The following is a 21,092-nucleotide window of genomic DNA, read 5'->3' on the forward strand; positions in this document are numbered from 1 at the left end:
GAGTTGTTGGATGGTTCCGTATGCGCGTCACTCGCCCCGTGTGCGATCCGAGGGCGAGCGATCTTGGCGTCCGGAACAGATGAGCGCAGTCGCGGCGCGGCACTGTCACCGCAACAATGCTCCCTGCCGCAGCTACCGGTCGTGTACCTCGAACTGATCCACCCGACGGATGGACGGGAAGTCGTCCGGGAAGATCGGACAACGGATCTTGCGTTCCATCACACCTACCAGGAAGTCCACAAAGGTGCCATGGAAGTGCCACCAGTCCCCGCCGTCTGTGACGACAATGTCCCACCGCTCGGGGTCGGTGTCTGTGGTCAGCCAAAGGCAGGAATCCCCGTTCTGGGTCGCGCCCCAATGCAGGAGACCACCTGGCTCCGGAAAGATCGGGAAGCGGGGCGCTTCGCTGGACTGGCCGTAATCGTCCACGAGGTAGATGCTCTCGGAATCGGCCGTCAAAACCCTCAGAGGTTCGAGCGCATCTCCAATGCCAGCGAGCATGGCATCAGCGTCAGGACCGGGGCTGAATACGCCGAGGAAGTTATCGAACTCCAGATTGTCGTAACGATCGAACAGGCGTTTGTAGTCCATTGGAAAACGCAGCCCAAACGCTCTCTCCACCGCCGCCCAGTCCACTGGAGAAGGCGTGATCACTGGCGGTCCGATGATGACCTCGAGATCGGCGAATTCTGCCATTATACACCCTGCCTCTCGGCCTGCTGATTAGGCATTTATCAATGCTTGTACCCGGCATGCCGTGCCGATCTCACCCTCGTGCGATGATGCGGATTCCATCGGGAACAAGATTGCCTCTCCTGCAAACAGGGATCGACCAATAATCGACCCCCTGTCCCTGTTTGACAGCCTTTCGAAACCGCCCCCTCGATAGTCCGCATGTTCGGCGTATTCACTGGATCGTGGATACATGTTACCGCATTTTCGAAAATTTTACCCGAGCCGCCGAGCTGATCCCGAGAAGGTGACAGCGTGCATACTTGTACTTATAGCGCTCCTCAGACGGGTTGGTGCTACGGGGGCCCGGGTGAGCTTCGACGTGACCGCCTCGGCCCCGTCGTGCGGGTTGCACTGTGGGCTGTTATGTCGGGGCCCCAGACGGCCACCCGGTCCCTGTTCACTCGCCTAGAAGACCGCCCCAGCCAACGATTGGACATCAGAGAAGACAAAGGACCCCCGAGCACCAACCGCACGCAGAATCCGCCGACCGTTTTCGCAGGTCAGAATGGGAACGAGTCTCTGCCAACACTCATTTGCGGCCCCCATCTGTGGGCTCGACCTGCGGCGAGGTCCTCAGCCGGCTCTCGGCCTCAGCTCGACTCGACCCCGCTTGAACCTCGTTTCATTTGGCTGGGCCGATAGTGTTTCGCCGTGACGATGGTGGAGCGTCTGGTTCCAGATGAGTCGTGGGAGTTGTTCGAGCGGGTGGTGCCACCTGCACCGACACGTCCGAACGGAGGCGGTCGTCGCCGTGCCGGTGATCGCGAGGTGCTGGCAGCAGCGATGTTCTCAGACGGCGTCTGACCTTCGCTTGACTCGGTTCACTCAATCCGGGCCGCACCAGGTCACATCTCACCTGGGCCACTCCTCTGGCATTTGTGGCTGCCCATGGAACCGCCAGTGATCCGCCCATTGGTCGCCGGACCGTGCTCGAGACCAGAGGGCGCCCGTTCCACCGCTTCCCTCATCCGGAGGACGCCATGACCATCGATCAGGGCACCGCATACCGTTCCGGCGGCGTGTTGGACGCTCTCGAGTCCGCTTTCGCGCCCCTGACCAGCGGGCCCGTCCCGCTCGCCCTGGACGGCACGCTCCTGGGGCAGGAGGTGCCCAGTCGCCCGTTCCCGCTCAGCGAGCTGATCGGGCTCTTGTACGACCGCGCTGATGGCCCCGCGGTCTTACCGAGGACCCGTGACACGATCTGGCGGGCGCTGGTCGACAAGGCCCGCACAGGCGCCCCGCCTGGGTGACCGGGTGCTGCGGTGTCGCGCTGCCCGGTCTGAAGGCCACCGCCTCCCGCGCGGCGGGCCGACACGGCTGCGGCTCACATCGATGGTGCGCAGGCCCTCCAGGAACACCGTGACGATTGGTCCGCACTCTGGATGCCGACCCGACCGACGACGTCACCTCCGAGAATCTTGATTGGTGTTTCTTTGGCCGGGTCGGTGGGAGTGCTGCGCGTGTGGCGCTGGCACGCGTTTGGCGGCCTTGCGCGCCCGGCAGATCACGCTCTAACAGGAGAGTGCTCGCCGAGATCACGGACTTCGACCTGCGCCTGATCCCCAGAGGGGGAGAGGCCGTCCACGCCCGGATCATCATCTTATGTGATGGCCGCCCCCGTTTTCGCTACTGACCCAACCGGAATAATCTGAAATCCATCTCTGACTGCCGATTCGACTGATTAAAATTACCGCCGCCCTCGATTGCTGCAATTGCTCACGAGTAACCCAAAGATGGATATGGCAATCGCGGCCGATCCAATAATCAGAGGTACACAGAAAGCGCGATCGAGCATATTTTGCAGGTAGGAAATGAGTGAGATTGCAAGCAATACCACTCCGGCGAGTGCAGCAACCTTCAATGCACATCGTTGCTATTTGTTGAATTTCACATTCCTCCACCTCGGGGCGGCCGGAGCCGCCCCGAGGTCTTCGGTGAGTCTAGGCTGCTGCCTCTTGAGTTAGCCAGCCAAGTACAAGGCCGGCGCTTCGGTAGCCGAGACAACCCCCTACAATTCTGTCTTTCATGCTTGATCCGCCAAGATAGTCGTCAGTGAATCCTGTAGCGCATCCACCGATTCCCCCGGCGAGGGCCGGGCTTCCGGTCAGGGCGAACGTCATCCCCCCCGAAAGCGCTGCCAGCCCAGGCGGCAGTCCAGTTGCTCCTGATGTCTTTCCCGCTGGAATCGGTGTAATTGATCGGGTTGTCGGCTGCGCAGGCATAGCGGTTGCCGCGCTCTACATTGCCGAGGAAAACGAGAGAGTCCCGCTGTGTGAATCCTCCGAGTGCGGGGACGTAGTAACGCATTCCGAGCGGAAGTTCACGGCCGTCGTGAGTCGAGCCTTCGGACGGCGATGTCGAGCGAAAGGGGGGTGATCGGCAAAGCCGTCCCGTCGAACCACTGAACGGTCAGCGGGTGTTTTTAAGCGTGTCTGATCTGCACGGTCTCGACCGCTCGGAGAGGCGTTTCCAGGTTGGGTCTGATCGCTTCCCGGTTGGTTGTACTGGTTGTTGCGGCTTCTGGGGGACTGCAGTGAGTTGTGGTTGAGAGTCAGGTGAGCGAGTCCGGCCAGGTGTCGGGGTCGTCTGGGTCCAGGACGCTTGCGCCGTCGGGAAGCCAGGGGAAGGCGATCGCAGTCGATGGCCGTTCACGTTCCAGCGTTTGGTGGCCCAGTCCTCCACGTCCGCGTTCTGCACCACTGTGGTGAACTCGGTCGGGGGCTGGTAGTTGTGGGCGGTGATGTAGTGGTTGATCAGGGCGGGAGCCGGATTACGCGCCGAGTCTCGGGCCTGGTGCGTGCCCAGTCCTCTCGGATCACCGCGCCGCTGCGCACCTCCCGCGGGTACCGGCGCTACTACGCCTCCATGGTCGCCAACGCCCTCGGGTCGGGGATCGCGACGGGCGCGGTCTCGATGACGATCCTGGACACCGGTGGCGGGGCGACCGGGATCGCGATGCTGCTGTTGGCGCAGGTCGGGACGCAGGTGTTGTTGATGCCGGTGTCCGGGGCGGCTGCCGACCGGGTTCCGCGCCGTCTGCTGCTGGTCGGGTCGCTGGTGGTGTTCGGAGTGATCGGCGCTGCCCAGACCGTACTGGCCGCCACCGATACCGCGTCGGTTGCCGCGTTGGCGGTGCTGGGGGCGGTGACGTTCGCGGTGTCGTCGTTCATCCTTCCTGCCCAGGAAGGGGTTGTTCGGTCGCTGGTGAGCCTGGAGCACCTGCGGGAAGCGAACGCGTTGGCCAAGCTCACCCGCTACAGCGCGACGATCGTCGGTCCGTCCGTCGGCGGAGTGCTGGTCGCGGCGTTCGGAACCTCGGTCACCCTCGGCGTCGACGCGGTGTCCTACTACGCGGCGGCCGCGCTGATGGCGCGGGTGCCGGTCCCGGCCTTGAAGCGGTCCCCGACCATGTTCCGCACCGATGTCGCCGAGATGTGGACGATCGCGGTCTCCAGGCGCTGGTTGTGGGTGAACGTGCTGGCGGGTGCGTTCGGCGTCGCGTGCTGGCACATCGGCTACGGCATCGTCGGCATCACCTACGTCCGCGCCCACCTCGGAGGCCCGGCCGCCTGGGGCGCCGTCGCCAGCTGCCTGGGCGGCGGGATGGTGGCGGGCGCGGTGGTCAGCCTGGTGTGGCCGCCGGTGCGGGCCGGGTGGCGCAACAACCTGGGCTGCGTACCGATGCTGCTGCCCGACGCGCTCATGGCGTTGCGGGCGCCGCTGTGGGCGGTCGGCGCCGGGGTCGCAGCCGCGGCCGCGGGCATGTCGATCGCGGCGGTCGCCTGGCGCGCGATCCTGCAGCAGGAGTTCCCCGACGCCCAGCAGGGGCGCGTGTCGGCGGTGGCGTGGACGGGAGAGCTCGTCATCGCGCCGCTCGGCTACCCGGTGGTCCCCGTCCTGCTGTCTGCGTTCGGGACCCGGGGAACACTCGCCGTGTGCAGCGCCGGGATGGCCCTGGGCGCGCTCGCGCCGCTGACCGTCCCGTCCTGCCGACGACTACGCCTCCACACCACCACTTCGAAGACGGTCCCCGCGGCGCGAACCGACGGCGCGGGCCGGAACGACCGGTGACCCGCCGCCACACGTTCCCTGCACGCCCCCGGCCCAGGCGAGAGGAATTTGAGTGGCCCGGTACTTGGGCGACGATGGGTGGGTGAGCTGCAGCCCGGCGGCCGATGGGTCACGCGTCCGCCGGTTCCGGCGCTCCCCCGGTCACCCCCCATCACGCGCCTCACCTGCACCGACTAGTCGGAGACACATCGTGCAACTTCGCGAGATCCAGAAACGTGCTTGGGACAACAAGGTCACCCAAGGCTTCAACACGACCGACCTGAACCTGGAATTCGCACTCGCCCACGCCGAGCTGTCGGAGGCGTTCGAAGCCTCCCGCAAACAGCCCGGCAACCTCGGTGAGGAGCTCGCGGACGTGCTGCTGTTCCTGGTGTCGATCGCCGAGATGCGCGGCGTCGACCTGGACACCGCCGTCGAAGCGAAGCTCGCCAAGAACGCGGCCCGCGTCTACCAGCGCAACGACACCGGCATCCTGGTCAAGACCGAAGAGACCATCGCGGCCGAGCGCGGCTGAGAAACGGATGCGGCATGTCGTGGACGCGGAGATGGCCGACGATGCCTATGGCGGCACCGGAGCATCCATCCGCCATGACCGTCGGCCGAGGCTGCCCGCACACGTCGCTGCTCGAGGCGGGGCGTTGAAGGCTGCGGTCAGGTAGAGCTCGCCGACAGCCTGCCCGGCGTCATCATCCCTTCTCCTGCCAGGCCCAGCGGCGGAAGGGGTATCGCATCTGAGGCGCCGGCGCCGCTACAGCGGACCACCGCGCGTCATCTCCAGGAAGTCCTTGACCACAGGTACCCGTCGGTGCTCGCGGAACTTGACCCGCAGGTCAGCAAGCGCGGCGCTCCCGCGCGCGGAGGTCACGCCCCCCCATGTGGCCGACGGCGCGGCGGGCCACCAGGACTGCTGCGTCGAGGTCGTTCAGCGCGAGGTACGCCTCGGCGTTGCGGGCTTCGTAGATCGCCGCTCCGCGTGGGTAGGCCTCTCCGTCGTAGGCTTCGCTGCGGCTGAACATAGCGGCCTGTCCGAAGTGGTGAAGCGCTTGGTCGGGGCGGCCGAGGTTCAGGGCGGAGCTGCCCAGCAGCTGGTGGATCTCGCCGCGGTTGACCCAGTACAGCGAGGCCAGGTCCTCGTTCAGGGGGACCGCTTTGTCGTAGGCGCGCAGTGCGGCGTTGGCGGCATGGTCGGAGGCGCGGGCGTCGTGGGCGCGAGCATAGGCGCGGCAGGCGCGGGCGTGCAGCATGGCGGTCATCCGGGCCGAGCCGGTGGCGGTCCCGTAACGGTGAGCGGTCTCCACCAGGGACGTGGCCGCTTCTGGCTCGCCTGTCGAGTAGCACTTGATCGCCCAGAAGGCGCACGTGTTCGCCAGGACCTCGGAGTTGCCCGATCTCAGTGCCAGTTCGGCTGCGGTCGTAAAGTGCCGTTCCGCGGTGTGGGGTGCGCCGTTGTCGTAGGCGGTCCAGCCTGCGGCGCGTTGGGCGTCGGCGGCGGCCGCCACCAGGCGACGCTCGACCGACTCGCTGTAGGACGCCGACCGCAGCGTCCCGGTGATCATCTCGTACTCGCGGACGGCTCCGGCGTAGACGCGGCCCGATCCCACCTGGTCGTCCATGTGGCGTAGCACGTCGAGCCGCTGCTCATGGCGACGGACGTCGCTCGTCCCCACCCGGCGTCTCGCCGTGGCGCTCACGCCGGGTGTGGAAGGGAAGCCCAAGGCGGCTGAGCCGCTGATCATCGAGAGGAGGATGAAGCGTCGTCGTTGCACGAGGTCACTAGCCCTTTCGTGAGCGTCGGGCAGAGATACCGGTGCCTGGCGCGCGAACAGGATCACCGCGGGGACTGCTTGCTCGCGCCACCTGGGTCAGCCGGGCTGGATGACGTCGAACGCGGGCACGTCGAGCAGGTCGGCGAGAGCCGGCTGCGTGTGCCGGTAGGGAACGGTGCCGTGGTTCCACTGGTCCAGTTTCTGCCGATGGGCCTCAAGCCCGCCATAGCCGAGGCGATTGGTTGTTTCCGTGCCGCACCGGTCCAGACTGTGACCGCATGAGAACTGTCAGTGTCGACTGTGAGGATGCGGTTGCAACCGCCCCACGCATGAGGAGGTTGACCCCAGGTCAGGGCCTGGTCCGGGGGTCCCATTCGGCGAGCGCGGCCCTGCTCCGCCCCTGACGCACCCGATCAACCACCCGCTGGGGGCGGAGGAAGAGATTCCCGCACTTCGGCGGCCAAGGACCTCGGAGGTCAGCCCAGTCACCGGAGCTTTACGTGCATGACGTCCCCGGCATGTGCTGCGGCTGGGCCCGCCATCACCCGCACCGGACGCGCGAGCACCTTGTCAGCGCTTGAAATAATCCCCGCCGCCCCGGAGGTCATCACCAGAACCGAGCATCCGGTGTTCACAAAAGCCTCCCTTGAGATCCACAGGCCAGTCAGAATGATGTCTCGAGATGGAGTCCCCACTCAAATTTCGCATCATTGCATTCCACTGGCCCCTGGAATTCACAGGATCGAGAGAGTGCCTTTTCTTTGAAGGCGGCACCTCTCCCCCGAAGTGTCGCCTTGATGGTGGAGCCGCCAACTAAAGACTGTACCGCGATGGTTTATATCGGCGCCTGGGCGAAGTTCGGCGAAGTACTCCTCGCGGGCCGCGGATGCGGCAAGAAAGAGACAACGGGGCGAGTGCGGCGATTTGGCGGCCTTGCGGAACAACTTCAAGCAGTCGTCAGCGCCCTGAGGCATGGCCAACTCCCGGGAAGAGGGGGCTTGGCATCGGGCCATAATCACGCCCGTACACATGTACGGGCGTGTCCAGAGGCGAGGCGAAGGCTTCTGCTTGCCCGAGGTCAGCGGGGGTGTTGATCGCGGGCGGCGATGAGGGGGCCGATGACGTGGGTACCGGGGCCGATGCGGCCGCCAGGGCCGGGAAGCTGGGTGGTGTTGTCGGCGGTGAGCTCGTGGCCGCAGTGAGCACAGGTGGTGACGGCCTCGGTGTCGTGTCCGCACTCCAGGTGGTGGATGCGCACGGGCGGGCCGGACTCCCCGCACCAGCGGTCACCCCATCGCATGAGGGCGAGCAGGACGGGATACAGCTCCTTGCCCTTCTCGGTCGCCAGGTAGTGCTCGCGGGGTGGATGGTCCTGGTAGCGCTCGCGGGTCAGCACACCCTCCTCCACCAGGCGGGAGAGCCGGGCGGCCAGGATCTTGCGCGAGATGCCCAGGTCTCGGGCGAGATCGTCGAAACGTGTAACACCCACCAGGACGTCCCGCATGATGAGCGCCGTCCATGCGTCCGCGAACAGGTCGGTGGCGCGCGCGATCGAGCACGCGACGTCGGCGAGCGGAGTCCTGGTCACCCCCCGAGATTACCTGAGTTCCCTTAGGGGACTAATGTCAGTTCCCTAAGGGAACCCACGAGGAGGGTGTCATGGAACCGACCATCGAACTGGACTCGGATGCGGCCGGCGTCATCGACGGGCGCCACATCCGGGCCCTCACCTTCCAGGACGTGCGGCTGGAGTACGTGAGTTCGGTGCTGCGCCGACTCGGGATCGACCCGGCCGGGCGTACCGCTCTGGTCGTCGGCAGCGGACGCGGGCTGCTCGCCCGGGGGCTGGCCGGGCTCGGCATGGACGTCGTCGCACTGGATCCGTCCCCGGAGGCGACCGCGATCGCGCGGGAGGCGGACGCGGAGGCCGCCGAGTACGTGACCGCGCCCGCGGAGAATCCCGGATTCGCCGACGCGTCCTTCGACGTCCTCTTCTACGCCGACACCTTCGAGATCACCGACGATCTCGACGGCGTCGTCGAGCAGGCGGCCAGACTGCTGCGGCCTGACGGCGTGCTGTTCTATGACACCGTCAACCGGACGCCGGTCTCCCGGTTGATCTACCTGGGCGCCTTCCAGGCGTTGCCACAGACCCGGATCATGCCGCGCGGTCGCTACACCGCCGCGCGGTTGCGGACTCCCCAGGAGGTCGCGGCGGCGTTCGCCGCTCACGGGCTACAGAACGAGGACGTCTGCTCCTTCAAGCCCGCGAACGTTCTCGACCTGGTCCGGGCCGTCGTCGCACGTCGGAAGGGAAGGATCGACGACGAGGCAATCCCGGCAATGACGGGCTTCGTGCTCGAGCCGAATGGCAAGCCGATCGTCACCTATCTCGGTCACGCTCTGGCGCGCAAAAACGCATGAAGCTAGCGAACTCCGTCCATGGCTTGTGGGCGCTCTGAGCTCACCTCAGCCAACCTCCGGAAACGTGTACCTTTCTGGGCTTCCCGGCGACCTGGGGCGATCGCGTCCAGAAACCCCCGTCCAGGCCGGTCGCTCTACTTTGGGGCCGGGGCCACGTTCGGGAGGAGGACGCCTCTTCCGGTGACACGCCACCTCTGTCGTACCCGACGGGCGCAATCCCGCCATGACCGCCGCGATATCCCCGTTCCGCTGGCTCAGCGGGAACTCCGCCCTGGGAGAGATCTTCTGCGTCTCGTTCTTCCGCGGCCTGACACCGGCCGAGGTCCTGCGGCGTTTCGGCCCCGAGGGCGCGACGAACCGGGCCATGAACATGCGGGACCTGTGGGAGCTGGTCGACGAGTACACCCACCTCTCCCGGGGCGGCAACGGCGGCGGGTACGTCGGGGTCCTGCAGGCCGGCGAGTGGAGCGTGGCCCTGGAACCGCTCGGCTGGTACGCCGTGCTGAACCAGTTCTGGCTCAGGCTTTCGCGCGGATGCGAGATGGTGGCGGTCTCGCGGCACGACTACGCCGAGGACGACTTCGTGCACGTCATCGACGGTGAACTGTTCACCCGCTTCAGCCCTCGACAGTCAACCCACCGATGGGGCCGTGTCCCGGACGCGCTCAACCCGGCCTTGAGCAGAGCCGGGCTCCCCACCGAGGATCTGGACGGGGTGGTATCGGCGGCGTGGGACCGGAGCTATGGGGATCGGATCGCGCGCGCCTTCGCGGTGGCGGCCGAGGTCACGGGCGTGACCTTCACCCGTGAGCTGCTCGATGGGCCGCTCCTCGTCGGTCCAGTCGACCAGTCTCCCCTGTCGGGACCGCAACCCGAGAACGTGTAACCACGACCCAACGGGCCAGCCCGCCGGCCCCCTCCTCGAATTCGTTCATTCGGCCGTTCACCAACCGGTGCCGTCAGACGAACGATCGCTCAGCAGTCACAGGCTTCGCGACCCCGCTCAGGTACTGGTCACCGCGCAGGCGATGCACTCCAGGCCGATCCGCCCGGAGCACCTGGAGGAGCCGGCCCCGCAGCGCATGCGGGCACGATGCTCACGTGCTGATCCTGGATCCCCGTCACGGTTATGGAGTACTTGCAGCAACTGGAGCGCAAGTTCGACATTCTGCTCAAGCGGGCACTGCGGCAGCGCACCCCAGTGGTGCATGGCAGGGCCTGGAAGATCACTTCCAGGCGATCGTGAGCAGCAGATGGTGGGGCAGGAAGTCGACGGTAAGCCAAACGATCAGCGACGCGATCACTCCGTAGAAGACCGCGCCCCAGCTCGTGGTGGGGTCGGGGCGGGTCCATCGGCGGTTCCCCCGGTGCGGGTTCATGCGCGTTCGCTCCTCTTCCAGCGCAGGATCACGGTCAGCTTGGCGATGCTCACGCACTCGGCGCACACCCACTTCGCGCGGGACCGGGAGGTCGGAAGATCCCACAGGTAGGCCCGCTGTTCTTCGAGGTAGTCCAGCCGCTGAGGCAGCAGGAACATCAGCGCGACCGCCCCCAGGACGGCAATGCCCCATCCACGTCCATCGCGCGACTTCGCCTTCGACCGCCCCCGCGAGCAGACACCAGACAAACCGGAAAGCCAGCGGTCCCCTCTGCCGCGCCAGATCATCAGACGGACGGCCACTATCAGCGCCCTCCGCTCCGTTCTTTTCCGGAGAACGGTCGTCCGGACTGCCACATCGATGTGCCTGGACATGTCCTCCAAGGCAGAGAGCATCGCCGCTCTTATAGAGAGGATCCCTGCGAGGTCGGTGTAGACCATCATGAGGCGGCCCGGGGAACGTGCCGCGTCCGCCGGGGAAGAGCTCCCTCGGCGGCGTGTTCTGCCATCGCGTGGGCCAGCGCGAGCGGAGCCCTCTCGGCCCCCTTGGACGTGAGTCGGAAGTAGCGGCGGCGCGGTCGGCCTTCGGCTTCGGCGGTCTCGTCGTCCTCCCAGTACCGCTCGACCCAGTCGGCACGACGCAGCCGCTCCAGCAGCGGAAACAGGGTGCCGTTCGGCAGGCCGGAGAGGTTCGCGAGCTCAAGACCGTAAATGCCGTGCGTGAGCGCCGTCGGGATGCGTTCGCCGTCGGGACCTCGGCCGAGCAGGATCCGGAGCACCGTCTGCGTGTGCTCGGTCATCTTCGGATCGGTCATACCACTGAATCTACCTAGGTCGAAGCCATCCATCTACCTAGGTCGAGAACTTTCCGAAGAGGTTCTCCGGGGGCTCCCCCGTGCCCGTTCATACGGCGACCGAGAGCCACGGCGGTTGATGCGTGCGCGCGGCGCGACGGCCACGTGTGCGCGTGTACGGGCACGAGACCGGCACGGGCGTCCGCCGTCCGCGTGCGTTGGTCGTCGTCGCCCGGTGTCCCGCTTCTCGGAGCGTTCACGAGGCTTGGTTCTGGATTGTCGGGAAACCGTCTAATCCTCACTGAGCATGTCCAGATGCGACGCAGCTTCTTCGACGCTGACGCGCCGCTCGCGCCAAGGTTCTGCCGAGATCGACTGTGGGCGGGCCGGGTAGCGCAGATCACGGTCCTGAAGCGACAGCGCCACCAGAGCTTGGTATCCCTCTATGGTTCGCAGTCGTGCAGGTTGGAGATCACACCCTCGTCGAACTCCCAGAGTCCCCGTGACTCCCCTTCGTCCAAAGCGGCGCGCACAGAACCATAATTGACCTCGCCGGGAATGTCCGCGGAGATCATTCCATCGTACGTGGTCTCATGAATATTGACGCCAAGGCGATCGAGCTCACGTCTGAGTTCGTTCTCAGGCTCCCGACCGGCCGCCCGAAAGAAGATCACGCGTACTGTCGAATGGCCGCTCGGCTCGATCAGGGAATCGACCCACACCTGCTCCGGCGACCCATGATGGACGACACGGACGACATCCCCGACCGCCAGCCGGTGGGCGAAGACAGGCGGGGACGCGAGTTCGTACCGGTGATCACCTCTGGGTCTTGCCTCCAACTCCTCGAAGGCGACCGGCGGCCAGCCGCCCTCGACGGTCAATCGAACGTGCACCTTTGACGCATTCATCATAGGAGCGCGGATCCTAGCGCGATACGTCAAACATGTTCAAGCCTTGTCTGCATTACTTGCACGGGCGACAACGTTTGCCTATTTGCTGGGTCTCCTCGCGCTTCCAAAGAGTTATTGGCCAGGTTGCAGGCATCGGGTGTTGCGGCGACAGAGGGGGATTACTCGCCGACACCGGGTCGCCCGATTTCATGTGCTTGGCATTTTGGCAGGTCGTTGGGCTGCCCAGGCGATGGTTATTCCGGCTACCAGGACGGCGCCGCCGGCGAGGCTTGCCGAGGACAGGTGTTCGCCGAGGAGGACGAGGCCTCCTGTGACGCCGACCAGGGGTTCCAGGAAGAGCAGGAGCCCGGCGCGGGTGCTGTCTATGCGGGCGACGGAGAAGTTCCACAGGAGGATGCCCGCCACGCTGGTGCCGAGGGCGAGGAAGGCCAGTTCACCCCAGGCCGCGGGCGCGATGGAGGTCAGGCGTTGCGGAGTGAGGGTGCCGGCGAACAGCAGGTAGGGGACGGCGCCGATCGTCGTGGAGATGGCGGTCGCGGTGCCGGCGCCGTGGGTGGTGCTGAGCGGGCGCAGGACGATCGTGTACGCGCCGAACAGCAGCGTCCCCAGGAGGACGAGTGCGATTCCTTCGAGGGCGCGGGTGCCCGAGTCGCTGGGCAGGGCTTCGGGACCGGCGATGACGGCGACGCCGCTCAGGGCGACGGCGGAGCCGGCCCAGGCCCAGCGGGGCGTGCGGCGGCCGAGGAACAGGCGGGCCAGCAGCAGGATGCACACCGGTTCGGTGGCCAGGACGAGCGCGGCCGTGGAGGCGGGGAGCCACTGGACGCCGAGGGCCACGGGCACGTTGTAGCCGACAGTTCCGAGCAGGCCGCCCGCGATCGCGCGGAGGAGTTCGGCGCGGTCGAGGCGGCGTAGTCCGCGCACGCACCAGGGGAGGCAGACGAGTGCGGCCATCAGCGCGCGCAGGACGGTCAGCGGCAGCGGCGCGAGCTGGGTGACCGCCGCTCGGGTCGCCACGGGAGCGAGCCCCCACATGACGACCGCGGACAGGCCGCTGATCGTCGCGAGCATGGCCGGCCGCGCCGCGCTGGGAGGCCGCGCGGCCTCGATGGTGTTCACGACGTCCGTCGTCGGGGGCGAAGTCATGGCACCAACGGTGCTGTAATGACCTTGTGCAGTTCAACACTTACACGACGGCCGGGGCCATCGTCGCGGCGGAACTCGTCAACCAGCCCTCGGCCTCGGCGGCCTGGATGTCCGATCTGCTGGAGCGCTACAAGATCTACCGGCCGACCCTGGACCAGGCGGCGGCGGAGGAACTCCGCGACTGGGCCGACGGGCTCCGGCTGGCCTTCGAGACGACCGGGGCCGAGCAGGCCGCCGCGGTGGACGCGCTCTTCGTCGCCGCCGACTGCCGTCCCCGGCTGGTCACCCACGACGACCTGCCCTACCACCTGCACTACGCGCCGCTGGACGCGAAGGTCACCACACGGGTCAAGGCCCTCACGACCGCCGGGCTCGCCCAGGTGATCGCCGACGGCGCGGCTGGACGGCTCGGCTGCTGCACGCGCGAGGGCTGCGACATCGTCTTCGTGGACACCTCCCGCAACGGGCGGCGCGCGTTCTGCAGCGTGCGCTGCGCGAACGCGGTCAACGTCCGGCGTCACCGTGCCCGGCGCCGCTACGGCGACCCGGTGCCGGCGAGCGGCAGGTGAGCCGGTTCCCGGCTTCGCGCGCTCCGGCCTTGTGTTGAAGATCACTGCCGACGGTGAAGGGACCGCCCCCGGCTACGGCAGGATGGCGTCGACGTAGCCGCCGTCCACGCGCAGTGCGCCGCCGGTGGTGGCCGAGGCGTACTCCGAGCTGAGGTAGACGACCATGTTGCCGATCTCCTCGGGTTCGATCAGGCGCTTGAGCAGGGAGTTCGGGCGGTGTTCGGCCATGAAGCGGCGCTGCGCGTCCTCCCAGGGCAGATCGCTGCCGACCAGTTCACCGACGAAGTTCTCCACGCCCGCGGTGTGGGTCGGCCCCGCCAGGACGGTGTTGACGGTGACGCCCGTCCCGGCGGCGGTCTTGGCGTAGCCGCGCGCCACCGCAAGCAGCGCGGTCTTCGTCATGCCGTAGTGCACCATCTCCTCCGGGATGACCACGGCGGAGTCGCTGGCGATGAACTGCACCCGTCCCCAGCCCCGCTCCATCATGCGCGGCAGGTAGAGGCGGGTGAGCCGCACCCCGGACAGGACGTTGACCTCGAAGTAGCGCCGCCATTCGTCGTCGTCGATGTCCAGGACGGGCCGGGCGCCGAAGATGCCGAGGTTGTTGACGAGGATGTCCACCTCCGGCACCTGGTCGTGCACGGTCCCGGCGCCCTCGGCGGTGGCGACGTCGGCCGCCACTCCGCGCACGTCCGTTCCGGGCGCGTCCGAGCGCAGCGTTTCGAGGGCGCGGGCGACGCTTGCGTCCGAGCGTCCGTTGACGACCGTGGTCGCCCCGGCCCGTGCCAGTCCGGTGGCGATGGCGAGGCCGATGCCCTGGGTGGAGCCGGTGACCAGCGCGGTCCGTCCCTTGAGATCGATGTCCATGGCGGTGATCGTTCCCCTCCCCGGCCCGGGTCAAAGACCAGGTGGGGGAACGCTTGCCGGACTCGGCGCGGCCCGCGAGGCGCGGCGCTCCCCTCCGACTGCTCCGCTCCTACCGCTCGCCTCCCACCGCCCCCGCCTACTGTTCGGCGTGCTCGCTCCGCCAGTGCTCGGTGGCGACGCCGGCCATGATCACCGAGACGACGGACTCGGCGAGGTCGGGCGTGATGGGGAGGTGTCCGAACAGGACGCGGTAGTAGGTGGTCGAGGCGAGCATGTCCAGCAGGAGGTCGATGTCGGCGTCGGGCCGGATGTCGCCGCGGTCGATCCCGCGGCGGAGCGCCTTGGCGGTGGTGGCGCGGCGCGGGTTGAAGAAGACGTCCAGGAACTCCTTCTCCAGCTCCGGGTCGTCGGCGAGGTCGGCGACGACCGCGGGCAGGGCCTTGCGGCCGATGGTGGTGGTGAAGGCGTCGCTGAGGGTGCTGATGCCGGCGATGAGGTCGCAGTGCGTGCAGCCGGTGTCGGGCGTCGGGGTGGTGCCGACGGTGGCGGCGAGGGCGCCCACGACGAGGTGCTGGCGTGAGGGCCAGCGGCGGCGGATGGCGGGTTTGCTGGTGCCGGCGCGGGTGGCCGCCCCCTCCATCGTGAGGCCGCCGTAGCCGACCTCGTTGAGGATCTCGATGACCGCCCGGGGGACCGCGTCGTCGATGCGCGGGTCACGGGGTCTCCCGCCGCCGCCGCGGGCGGCGTTGTTCGAGCTTCCCCTTGTCGTCTGGACCATGGACAGAGTATACGTATTGCATTCCGTTCCGGAACGAAACGTAATGGAGCCTGACATGGCCCACTCCCCCGGCGAGCCGACGCCCCGGTCCGCCGCCCCCGATCCCGTCCCCGACCCCAGCCCCTCCGCCGCCTCGGCCGCCTCGGCCATGGACGTCCACACTGGTGACAGCGTTTTCGGCGGCGCCTATCGCGCGCTCACCCTCGGCGTCCTGCTGTCCGTCGGCGTCGTCGCGTTCGAGTCGCTCGGGGTGGCGACCGTGCTGCCCGGCATCGCCGACGACCTCGACGGCCTCGGCGCCTACGGCTGGGGGCTGTCCGCGCTGATGCTGGCCAACATCATCGGCACCGTGCTCGCGGGACGGGTCGCCGACCGGCTCGGCCCGTGGCGTCCCATGGCCTTGGGGACGCTGACCCTGGCGGCGGGATGCGTGGTGGCCGCCGCCGCTCCCACCTGGCCGCTCTTCCTGGTCGGCCGGTTCTGCCAGGGCCTGGGGGTGGGCGCGGTGATGGCCACGGCCTACACCGTGATCGGCCTGGCCTACCCCGAACGCCTCCGGGCCCGGATGTACGCGCTGCTGTCGTCCGCGTGGACGATCCCGTCGCTCGTCGGCCCGGCCGTCGCCGGCACGCTGGCCGACCACACCACCTGGCGTGCGGTCTTCCTGGCCATCCTGCCGATCATCGCGGTCGCGGCCGTCCTCACGCTGCCTCCGCTGCGCGCGCTGCACCGGCCGGACGGCACGGACGTCCCCGCCCCCGCGCTTCCGTGGTGGAGGCGTCCGCTGGGCGCATCCGTCCTTCTCACCCTGGGCACCGGCCTCTTCCTGCAGGCGCTGCTGTTGACGAACGCGGCCCTCGTGCTCGCCCTGGCCGTCATCGGCATCGCCGTCATGGTGCCCGCGCTCCGCTGGGTGACGCCGGAGGGGACGCTCGGCGCGCGGCCCGGCCTGGGGGCGGGCGTGACCGTCCGGGCCCTGCTGTGCGGGGCCTACTTCGGCACCGAGGCGTTCCTTCCGCTCGGCCTCCAGGACCTTCGCGGGATGGACGCCACCATGGCCGGGCTCGGACTGTCGGCGGGGGCGATCACCTGGGTCGCCGGGTCCGCCCTCCAGGCCAGGCGCGACGCCCGGGGCGCCGGACGCGTCGCCGCGGCCATCTCCGGCTTCGCCGTGCTCCTCGCCGGAGTCGTCCTGATCGCGCTCACGACCCTGACCGACTTCCTCCCCGGGTGGACGGCCGTGCTCGGGTGGGCCATCGGGGGCCTGGGGATGGGCGTCGGCTTCAACGCGTCCACGACCGAGACCCTGGGACACGTGCCCGCCGAACGGCAGGGTGAGGCGAGCGCCGCGCTCCAGCTCGCGCAGACGTTCGCCACCGCCGTGATCGCCGGACTCGGCGGAGGGGCCATCGCGCTCAGCGAGAACCACGGGACCTCGCTGCGCACCGCCCTGCTCGTCGTGTTCGTCCTGACCGGTCTGCTCGCGGTCGGCGGAATGCTCATCTCCCACCGGCTCCGTCCCGCGGCGAACCGGTCGACAAGCTGACCCCGGCCGCGGAGTCCGGTCGGCGAACCGGTCAACGGGCTGACCCCCGTCCGCGGAGTCCGGTCGGCGAGCCCGTCAGTCGAACTGGAGGACGAACCGACCTCGGATACCGGGCCGTTCGAGCGAGCGGTGCGCGTCGGCGGCTCGGGAGGCGGGCAGGCGGCCGGCCACGCGGACGGTGAGCCGTCCGTCGGCGGCGAGTTCGGCGAGGCGGTCGAGTTCGTCCGCGGCCTCGGCGTGGTCGCGGACGAAGACCGGGGCGACGCGGATCCGGCCGGTCCCGTCGCCCCGGTAGCCGCGGAGGGTGACGACGGTGCCGCCGTCCCGGACGGCCGGGAGCACGGCGGCGTCCAGCACGGCGGTGTCGAGGAGCCCGTCGACGCCGTCCGGGTGGCGGCGGCGGACGGACGCGGCGAAGTCGTCCCCTCGCGGCACGATCTCGTCGGCTCCGCACGCGCGGACGAACGGCTCGTCCCGCGGGGCGGCGTCGGCGACGACGCGCAGGCCGGCCAGCTTGGCGAGCTGGACGAAGTACCCGCCGACGGTGCCCGCGGCGCCGGTGACGGCGACCGTCGCGCCGGGCTCGAGGGCCAGCGTGTCGAGGGCGAGCCGCGCGGTGAGGCCGTTCATCGGGACGGTCGCGGCCTGGACGTCCGTGAGGCCGGCCGGGATCCTCGCGGCCGACCGGGCCGGGACGACCACGTCCGCCCGGTAGCCGCCGTGTTCGCCCGAGGGCACCACGATGGCCATGACGGCGTCCCCGACCGTGAACGCGCGGCCGGCGGCGGGGCCGGTCTCGGTGACCACGCCGGCCACCTCCATGCCCGGCACCCGCACCGCGTCCGCCCCGTCCTGGCGCGGACGTGAGCGGACCATCGCGTCGGTCGGGTTCACCGCGGCGCCGGTGACCCGGATCCGGATCTGGCCGGGACCGATCGGCTCGGCCGCCAGGTCGAGCTCACCGAGGGCGTCCGGCCCGCCCGGTTCCGTCACTCCGATTGCTTTGACCACGATGGTTCGTCACTCCTTGTTCTCAGGTGTCTGGAGACCGTCGAGCAGCAGGCTGCACACCTCGTCGAGCTCGGCGGCGATGCCGGGGTCTCCCCATTCGGCGGCGTGCGCGAGGTGGTTGAACTTGGCGGTGGCGTGGAAGACGACCCGGGCGGTGGACTCCGCGTCGTCGGTGCGGAAACCGCCGTCGGCCGCGCCGTCGGCGATGATGGCCGCCAGCTGGCCCAGGAGGTCGGTGACGTGCTCGGTCGCGACGGTGCTGTGCGCGGCGGCGAGGCTCTCGTAGGCGGCGAACAGCTCGGGATCCTCGCGGATCTTGGCCTGTTTCATGGCGAGGACGGCGTGCAGCCAGGCGCGCAGCCTGCGCGCCGGCGGGACCGCGCGGTCGGACGCGATGACGGCGAGGGCGTCGCGGTTGCCGTCGAGCCAGCGCCGGGTGACGGCCTCGCGCAGCGCCTGCTTGGACGGGAAGTGCTTGTAGACGGCGGCGTGGCTGACCCCGAGCGCCCGCGCGACGTCCACGACGGTCGCCTTGTCCGGCCCGTGGCGGCGCAGGATCTCTTCGGTGGCCGCCAGGATCGTGTCCGCGTCCAGCCGGGTGCGGGCGGGCATCAGTGCCCGCCTCGTGCAGTCTCGCCGTCCGGGAGCGCGACGATGCCGCGGCTGAACGGTGTCGTGATGCCCTGCCCGGCGGCGACGGCGACGACGCCGGAGCCGGGTGCCCTGTGCCTCATGGGACGAACGCTAGGCGGTCAGGTAACAGATTTCAAGATCTGTAACTTGTAGATCGATGTCGTCCTTGGGAGGCGCCCCGCCGCGCGCTACGAGCGGAGCGCGGCTTGTTCGTCGGTGGCGCGGAGGCGGGCGGCCACCTGCGTCGCGTCCTCGTAGGACGTGAGAGTGGTGCGCATCCCGAGTTCGTCGCGCAGGGCGCTGGTGACCTTGGACAGCCCGCGTTTGAGGTGGCTGGCCGGGACGGACGGCTCGGCCGGACGGTGCGCGCGCAGCAGGTCGGCGGCGGCGCGCAGTTCGGGGAGGGTGTAGCGGCCACGGTTCGTCCACCAGGGCACGGTGGAGGTCACCTGGTAGGCCCAGTGGCGGCGGCACGCCTCTTCGAGGAGGTCCCGGATCGCTTCGACGCGCTTGCGGCTGAGTCCGCCGGTCGTGTAGCGGAACTGGTCGCGGTTGAGGTTGAGGAGCTGGTGGTCCTCCTCCGCGACCTGGACGCCGGGCAGCTGCCGCAGCGTGGCGACGCGTTCGTCCGGGGCGCGGCGGGTGAGCCGGTAGCGGCCGGACTTGATGGTCAGGATGTGCTCGCCGTACTCCTCGAGGAAGGAGAGCCAGCGCAGGGAGCGGTTGATCGGCTCACCGGGCACCCCGACGATGATGAAGACGTGCGTCTGGATTCCGGCGTCGTGGAGGTTGCCGAGGATCCTTCCGTAGTTCGCCGGATGGTTCCACGGTTTCGATTCCTGGCGGAGCGTGTCCGGGTCCAGGGACTCCAGCCCGAGTTGGACCGCGCCGCATCCCGCCTCGGCCAGCGCGTGGCACTTGTCCGGGTCGAGGAGTTGGTCGCTCGCGGTGAGGTAGCACTGCCAGGTGGCCCGGTGGCCGATCCGCGCGAGTTCACGGCCGATTTTCAACTGCCTGGGAATGGTGAGGTACTCGTCGACGAAGTCCACGCGGGACGCGCCGAGCGCGGCGATGTGTTCGGCTACGCGCCGTTCCGACATCACCCGGGGTTTGTGCAGGAAAGTGTCGCTGCCCGCGGCGATGGAACAGAATCCGCAGCGCATCGGGCAGTTCGACATCGTGTAGAGAGGCGGCACGAAATCGGGGCTCCACTGGCGGATCCCGCGGTCGAAGACCGGGGTCGGGAGCATTTCGTAGTCGACGGGCGCGAGGGTGCGGGGCGTGACCCGCACGGTGTCCCCGTCCCGCCACACCACTCCCGCGACGGTGGCCGGCTCCGCCCCCTCGACGAGTTCGACGACGGGCCGGAACCCTTCGGCGTAGACGATGGCGTCCCAGTGGTCGAAGAGCGCGGCGAACCGCGGGTCCCGGTAGGCGTTCATCGTCCGCGCCCAGTAGTTGCCGCCCATGAACAGCCGCACTCCGGGCAGCCTCTCGCGGACGAGGGCGGCGAGGACGCAGGCGCTGACCAGCTGCCGCTCGTCGGCGACGCTGATGCCGACGATGTCGGGGTCGGCCGAGCGGATGCGGGACAGCTCCACCTCGGCGAAGTAGTCGTGGAACACGTGCTCCCGGCGGCGGTCGAGCACGGCGAGCAGCTCCCCGACGTCGCCCTTGAAGACCCGCGAGTCGCAGGTGACGTTGTTGCGGGCGACGGAGAAGTCCTCGAACGTCGAGGGGACGGCCGCCGACACGCGCTCGAAGAGGACGCGGGTGTCGTACCGGTCCAGGACGGACGCGTGCGGGTCGCGGATCGTGTCCAGCCCCCGGGCCACCGGGTCTCCCCCGTGCCGCCGCAGCACGTGTTCGACCGCGTCGATGTGGCCGTAGTGCTGGACGACGTGATGACCGCGCTCCTCCAGGAGGCCCGCGAGGTAGGCGATGCCCATCGGCAAATGCCACACACTCGATGCCGGCGGATAGGTCAGATAGACCGAACGCTGCTCTCGCGTCAAAGCCGTCCCCTCCGCCGATGCCATCGAACGAAGATTCGCTTTGATAGAAGCAGCCCGGCCAAATCCTGGCAAGGGGTCGTTCCGGCTCCCGAGAGGAAACGGGTCGAGGTGGCCACTACCGGCAATTCATGCCCGCTCGACCTTGGACTTCTGTGCGATGAGCTTCGGAAATCGACTCGTGTGCCTGGCGGGCTCTTCCACCGCCGGACGGACGGAGGTACCGTCCTCTTCAGCGGACCGGAAGCGAAGATCGGAAAAGGACGAAGATCGAAAGGGAGTTTCCGTTTCGCGGCCACAAGCCGGGGTGGCGGAATTGGCAGACGCTCCCGACCTTCGGGCCGGGTGTCCCCCATGGGGGCGTGAAGGTTCGAGACCTTCCCCCGGCACCGTTCACACCAGTATCGAGACCTTCTCGGGCCACACGTCACACGGCGACGGAACACGGCGA

At 68.4% G+C, this 21,092-nt stretch carries 24 protein-coding genes, 1 tRNA gene and 1 pseudogene; 9 read left to right on the top strand and 17 right to left on the bottom strand.

Annotated elements, in window-relative coordinates; translation table 11 throughout:
- Positions 1-132: 132 nt before the first annotated feature.
- The gene (locus DZF91_RS18235) at positions 133-696 is read right to left on the bottom strand and encodes a hypothetical protein (RefSeq protein ID WP_147341203.1); all 564 of its coding nucleotides are present in this window, start codon (positions 694-696) and stop codon (positions 133-135) included.
- Between the two features lie 690 nt (positions 697-1,386).
- Here DZF91_RS18235 and DZF91_RS41205 point away from each other — a divergent pair.
- Both DZF91_RS41205 and DZF91_RS18245 read left to right on the top strand, forming a co-directional pair.
- Positions 1,387-1,524 (top strand): annotated as a pseudogene (locus DZF91_RS41205) (IS5/IS1182 family transposase); the annotation flags it as partial.
- Positions 1,525-1,715: 191 nt separating this feature from the next.
- Positions 1,716-1,985 (top strand): hypothetical protein, encoded by a 270-nt coding sequence (locus tag DZF91_RS18245; RefSeq protein WP_147341204.1) that lies wholly within the window; start codon positions 1,716-1,718, stop codon positions 1,983-1,985.
- A 799-nt stretch (positions 1,986-2,784) separates the two neighbouring features.
- Here DZF91_RS18245 and DZF91_RS43180 read toward each other — a convergent pair.
- Positions 2,785-3,042 carry an RHS repeat-associated core domain-containing protein gene (locus tag DZF91_RS43180; protein WP_117358663.1) on the bottom strand — a complete coding sequence of 86 codons (258 nt, stop codon included), beginning with the start codon at positions 3,040-3,042 and terminating at the stop codon, positions 2,785-2,787.
- Between the two features lie 102 nt (positions 3,043-3,144).
- Positions 3,145-3,540 carry a DUF7919 family protein gene (locus DZF91_RS43250; RefSeq protein ID WP_456236650.1) on the bottom strand — a complete coding sequence of 132 codons (396 nt, stop codon included), beginning with the start codon at positions 3,538-3,540 and terminating at the stop codon, positions 3,145-3,147.
- On the opposite strand from DZF91_RS43250, the gene DZF91_RS18255 reads away from it, so the two are divergent.
- Both DZF91_RS18255 and DZF91_RS18260 read left to right on the top strand, forming a co-directional pair.
- Entirely contained in the window at positions 3,529-4,806 is a 1,278-nt protein-coding gene (locus DZF91_RS18255; protein ID WP_158587971.1) for an MFS transporter, read from the top strand. The genes DZF91_RS43250 and DZF91_RS18255 overlap by 12 nt on opposite strands.
- Positions 4,807-4,996: 190 nt before the next feature.
- Complete coding sequence (locus tag DZF91_RS18260) at positions 4,997-5,320, top strand: MazG nucleotide pyrophosphohydrolase domain-containing protein (protein ID WP_117358665.1); 324 nt, start codon at positions 4,997-4,999, stop codon at positions 5,318-5,320.
- A 316-nt stretch (positions 5,321-5,636) separates the two neighbouring features.
- Here DZF91_RS18260 and DZF91_RS18265 read toward each other — a convergent pair whose 3' ends face one another.
- Together DZF91_RS18265 and DZF91_RS18270 are read right to left on the bottom strand one after the other, a co-directional pair.
- A complete protein-coding gene (locus DZF91_RS18265; RefSeq protein WP_147341205.1) occupies positions 5,637-6,638 on the bottom strand; it encodes a transcriptional regulator in 1,002 nt (333 codons plus the stop codon).
- A gap of 1,012 nt (positions 6,639-7,650) precedes the next feature.
- Positions 7,651-8,160, bottom strand: coding sequence for a winged helix-turn-helix transcriptional regulator (locus DZF91_RS18270; protein ID WP_117358667.1), 510 nt, complete (start codon positions 8,158-8,160; stop codon positions 7,651-7,653).
- Between the two features lie 71 nt (positions 8,161-8,231).
- Here DZF91_RS18270 and DZF91_RS18275 point away from each other — a divergent pair, with 71 nt between their 5' ends.
- Both DZF91_RS18275 and DZF91_RS18280 read left to right on the top strand, forming a co-directional pair.
- Positions 8,232-8,996: a class I SAM-dependent methyltransferase gene (locus DZF91_RS18275; RefSeq protein ID WP_117358668.1), complete on the top strand. Its 765-nt coding sequence runs from the start codon at positions 8,232-8,234 to the stop codon at positions 8,994-8,996.
- A 223-nt stretch (positions 8,997-9,219) separates the two neighbouring features.
- Positions 9,220-9,882, top strand: coding sequence for a DUF6461 domain-containing protein (locus DZF91_RS18280; RefSeq protein ID WP_117358669.1), 663 nt, complete (start codon positions 9,220-9,222; stop codon positions 9,880-9,882).
- A 340-nt stretch (positions 9,883-10,222) separates the two neighbouring features.
- On the opposite strand, the gene DZF91_RS39880 is transcribed toward DZF91_RS18280, so the two are convergent.
- The 6 genes from DZF91_RS39880 to DZF91_RS18300 form a co-directional block, all read right to left on the bottom strand.
- A complete protein-coding gene (locus DZF91_RS39880) occupies positions 10,223-10,375 on the bottom strand; it encodes a hypothetical protein (RefSeq protein ID WP_158587972.1) in 153 nt (50 codons plus the stop codon).
- On the bottom strand, positions 10,372-10,818 hold the full coding sequence (locus DZF91_RS18285) for a hypothetical protein (RefSeq protein ID WP_117358670.1): 447 nt from the start codon (positions 10,816-10,818) through the stop codon (positions 10,372-10,374). Before DZF91_RS18285 ends, DZF91_RS39880 begins: the two co-directional genes overlap by 4 nt.
- Positions 10,815-11,189: a PadR family transcriptional regulator gene (locus tag DZF91_RS18290; protein WP_235834387.1), complete on the bottom strand. Its 375-nt coding sequence runs from the start codon at positions 11,187-11,189 to the stop codon at positions 10,815-10,817. The genes DZF91_RS18285 and DZF91_RS18290 overlap by 4 nt, the downstream gene beginning before the upstream one ends.
- Before the next feature lie 270 nt (positions 11,190-11,459).
- Complete coding sequence (locus DZF91_RS42705) at positions 11,460-11,594, bottom strand: hypothetical protein (RefSeq protein WP_268915953.1); 135 nt, start codon at positions 11,592-11,594, stop codon at positions 11,460-11,462.
- 17 nt (positions 11,595-11,611) lie between these two features.
- Positions 11,612-12,049 (bottom strand): DUF4265 domain-containing protein, encoded by a 438-nt coding sequence (locus DZF91_RS18295; RefSeq protein ID WP_158587973.1) that lies wholly within the window; start codon positions 12,047-12,049, stop codon positions 11,612-11,614.
- A 216-nt stretch (positions 12,050-12,265) separates the two neighbouring features.
- Entirely contained in the window at positions 12,266-13,225 is a 960-nt protein-coding gene (locus DZF91_RS18300; RefSeq protein WP_117358672.1) for a DMT family transporter, read from the bottom strand.
- Positions 13,226-13,251: 26 nt separating this feature from the next.
- On the opposite strand from DZF91_RS18300, the gene DZF91_RS18305 reads away from it, so the two are divergent.
- Positions 13,252-13,794 carry a CGNR zinc finger domain-containing protein gene (locus DZF91_RS18305; protein ID WP_117358673.1) on the top strand — a complete coding sequence of 181 codons (543 nt, stop codon included), beginning with the start codon at positions 13,252-13,254 and terminating at the stop codon, positions 13,792-13,794.
- Positions 13,795-13,866: 72 nt separating this feature from the next.
- On the opposite strand, the gene DZF91_RS18310 is transcribed toward DZF91_RS18305, so the two are convergent.
- Both DZF91_RS18310 and DZF91_RS18315 read right to left on the bottom strand, forming a co-directional pair.
- The gene (locus DZF91_RS18310) at positions 13,867-14,661 is read right to left on the bottom strand and encodes an SDR family NAD(P)-dependent oxidoreductase (RefSeq protein ID WP_117358674.1); all 795 of its coding nucleotides are present in this window, start codon (positions 14,659-14,661) and stop codon (positions 13,867-13,869) included.
- Positions 14,662-14,797: 136 nt separating this feature from the next.
- Complete coding sequence (locus DZF91_RS18315; RefSeq protein WP_117358675.1) at positions 14,798-15,439, bottom strand: TetR/AcrR family transcriptional regulator; 642 nt, start codon at positions 15,437-15,439, stop codon at positions 14,798-14,800.
- Between the two features lie 55 nt (positions 15,440-15,494).
- Between DZF91_RS18315 and DZF91_RS18320 the strand changes: the two genes are divergently transcribed.
- The gene (locus DZF91_RS18320) at positions 15,495-16,985 is read left to right on the top strand and encodes an MFS transporter (RefSeq protein ID WP_199486715.1); all 1,491 of its coding nucleotides are present in this window, start codon (positions 15,495-15,497) and stop codon (positions 16,983-16,985) included.
- A gap of 75 nt (positions 16,986-17,060) precedes the next feature.
- Here DZF91_RS18320 and DZF91_RS18325 read toward each other — a convergent pair whose 3' ends face one another.
- From DZF91_RS18325 to DZF91_RS18335, 4 genes are all read right to left on the bottom strand, one after another.
- Positions 17,061-17,996 carry an NADP-dependent oxidoreductase gene (locus DZF91_RS18325; protein WP_199486716.1) on the bottom strand — a complete coding sequence of 312 codons (936 nt, stop codon included), beginning with the start codon at positions 17,994-17,996 and terminating at the stop codon, positions 17,061-17,063.
- A 9-nt stretch (positions 17,997-18,005) separates the two neighbouring features.
- Positions 18,006-18,608, bottom strand: coding sequence for a TetR family transcriptional regulator (locus DZF91_RS18330; protein WP_117358677.1), 603 nt, complete (start codon positions 18,606-18,608; stop codon positions 18,006-18,008).
- On the bottom strand, positions 18,608-18,730 hold the full coding sequence (locus tag DZF91_RS42710) for a hypothetical protein (protein WP_268915954.1): 123 nt from the start codon (positions 18,728-18,730) through the stop codon (positions 18,608-18,610). The genes DZF91_RS18330 and DZF91_RS42710 overlap by 1 nt, the downstream gene beginning before the upstream one ends.
- 87 nt (positions 18,731-18,817) lie before the next feature.
- The gene (locus DZF91_RS18335; protein ID WP_117358678.1) at positions 18,818-20,578 is read right to left on the bottom strand and encodes a B12-binding domain-containing radical SAM protein; all 1,761 of its coding nucleotides are present in this window, start codon (positions 20,576-20,578) and stop codon (positions 18,818-18,820) included.
- 364 nt (positions 20,579-20,942) lie between these two features.
- On the opposite strand from DZF91_RS18335, the gene DZF91_RS18340 reads away from it, so the two are divergent.
- Positions 20,943-21,030, top strand: a tRNA-OTHER gene (locus tag DZF91_RS18340).
- Positions 21,031-21,092 lie beyond the last annotated feature (62 nt).

The organism is Actinomadura logoneensis (assembly GCF_003428695.1).
GTDB classification, from domain to species: Bacteria; Actinomycetota; Actinomycetes; order Streptosporangiales; family Streptosporangiaceae; genus Spirillospora; species Spirillospora logoneensis.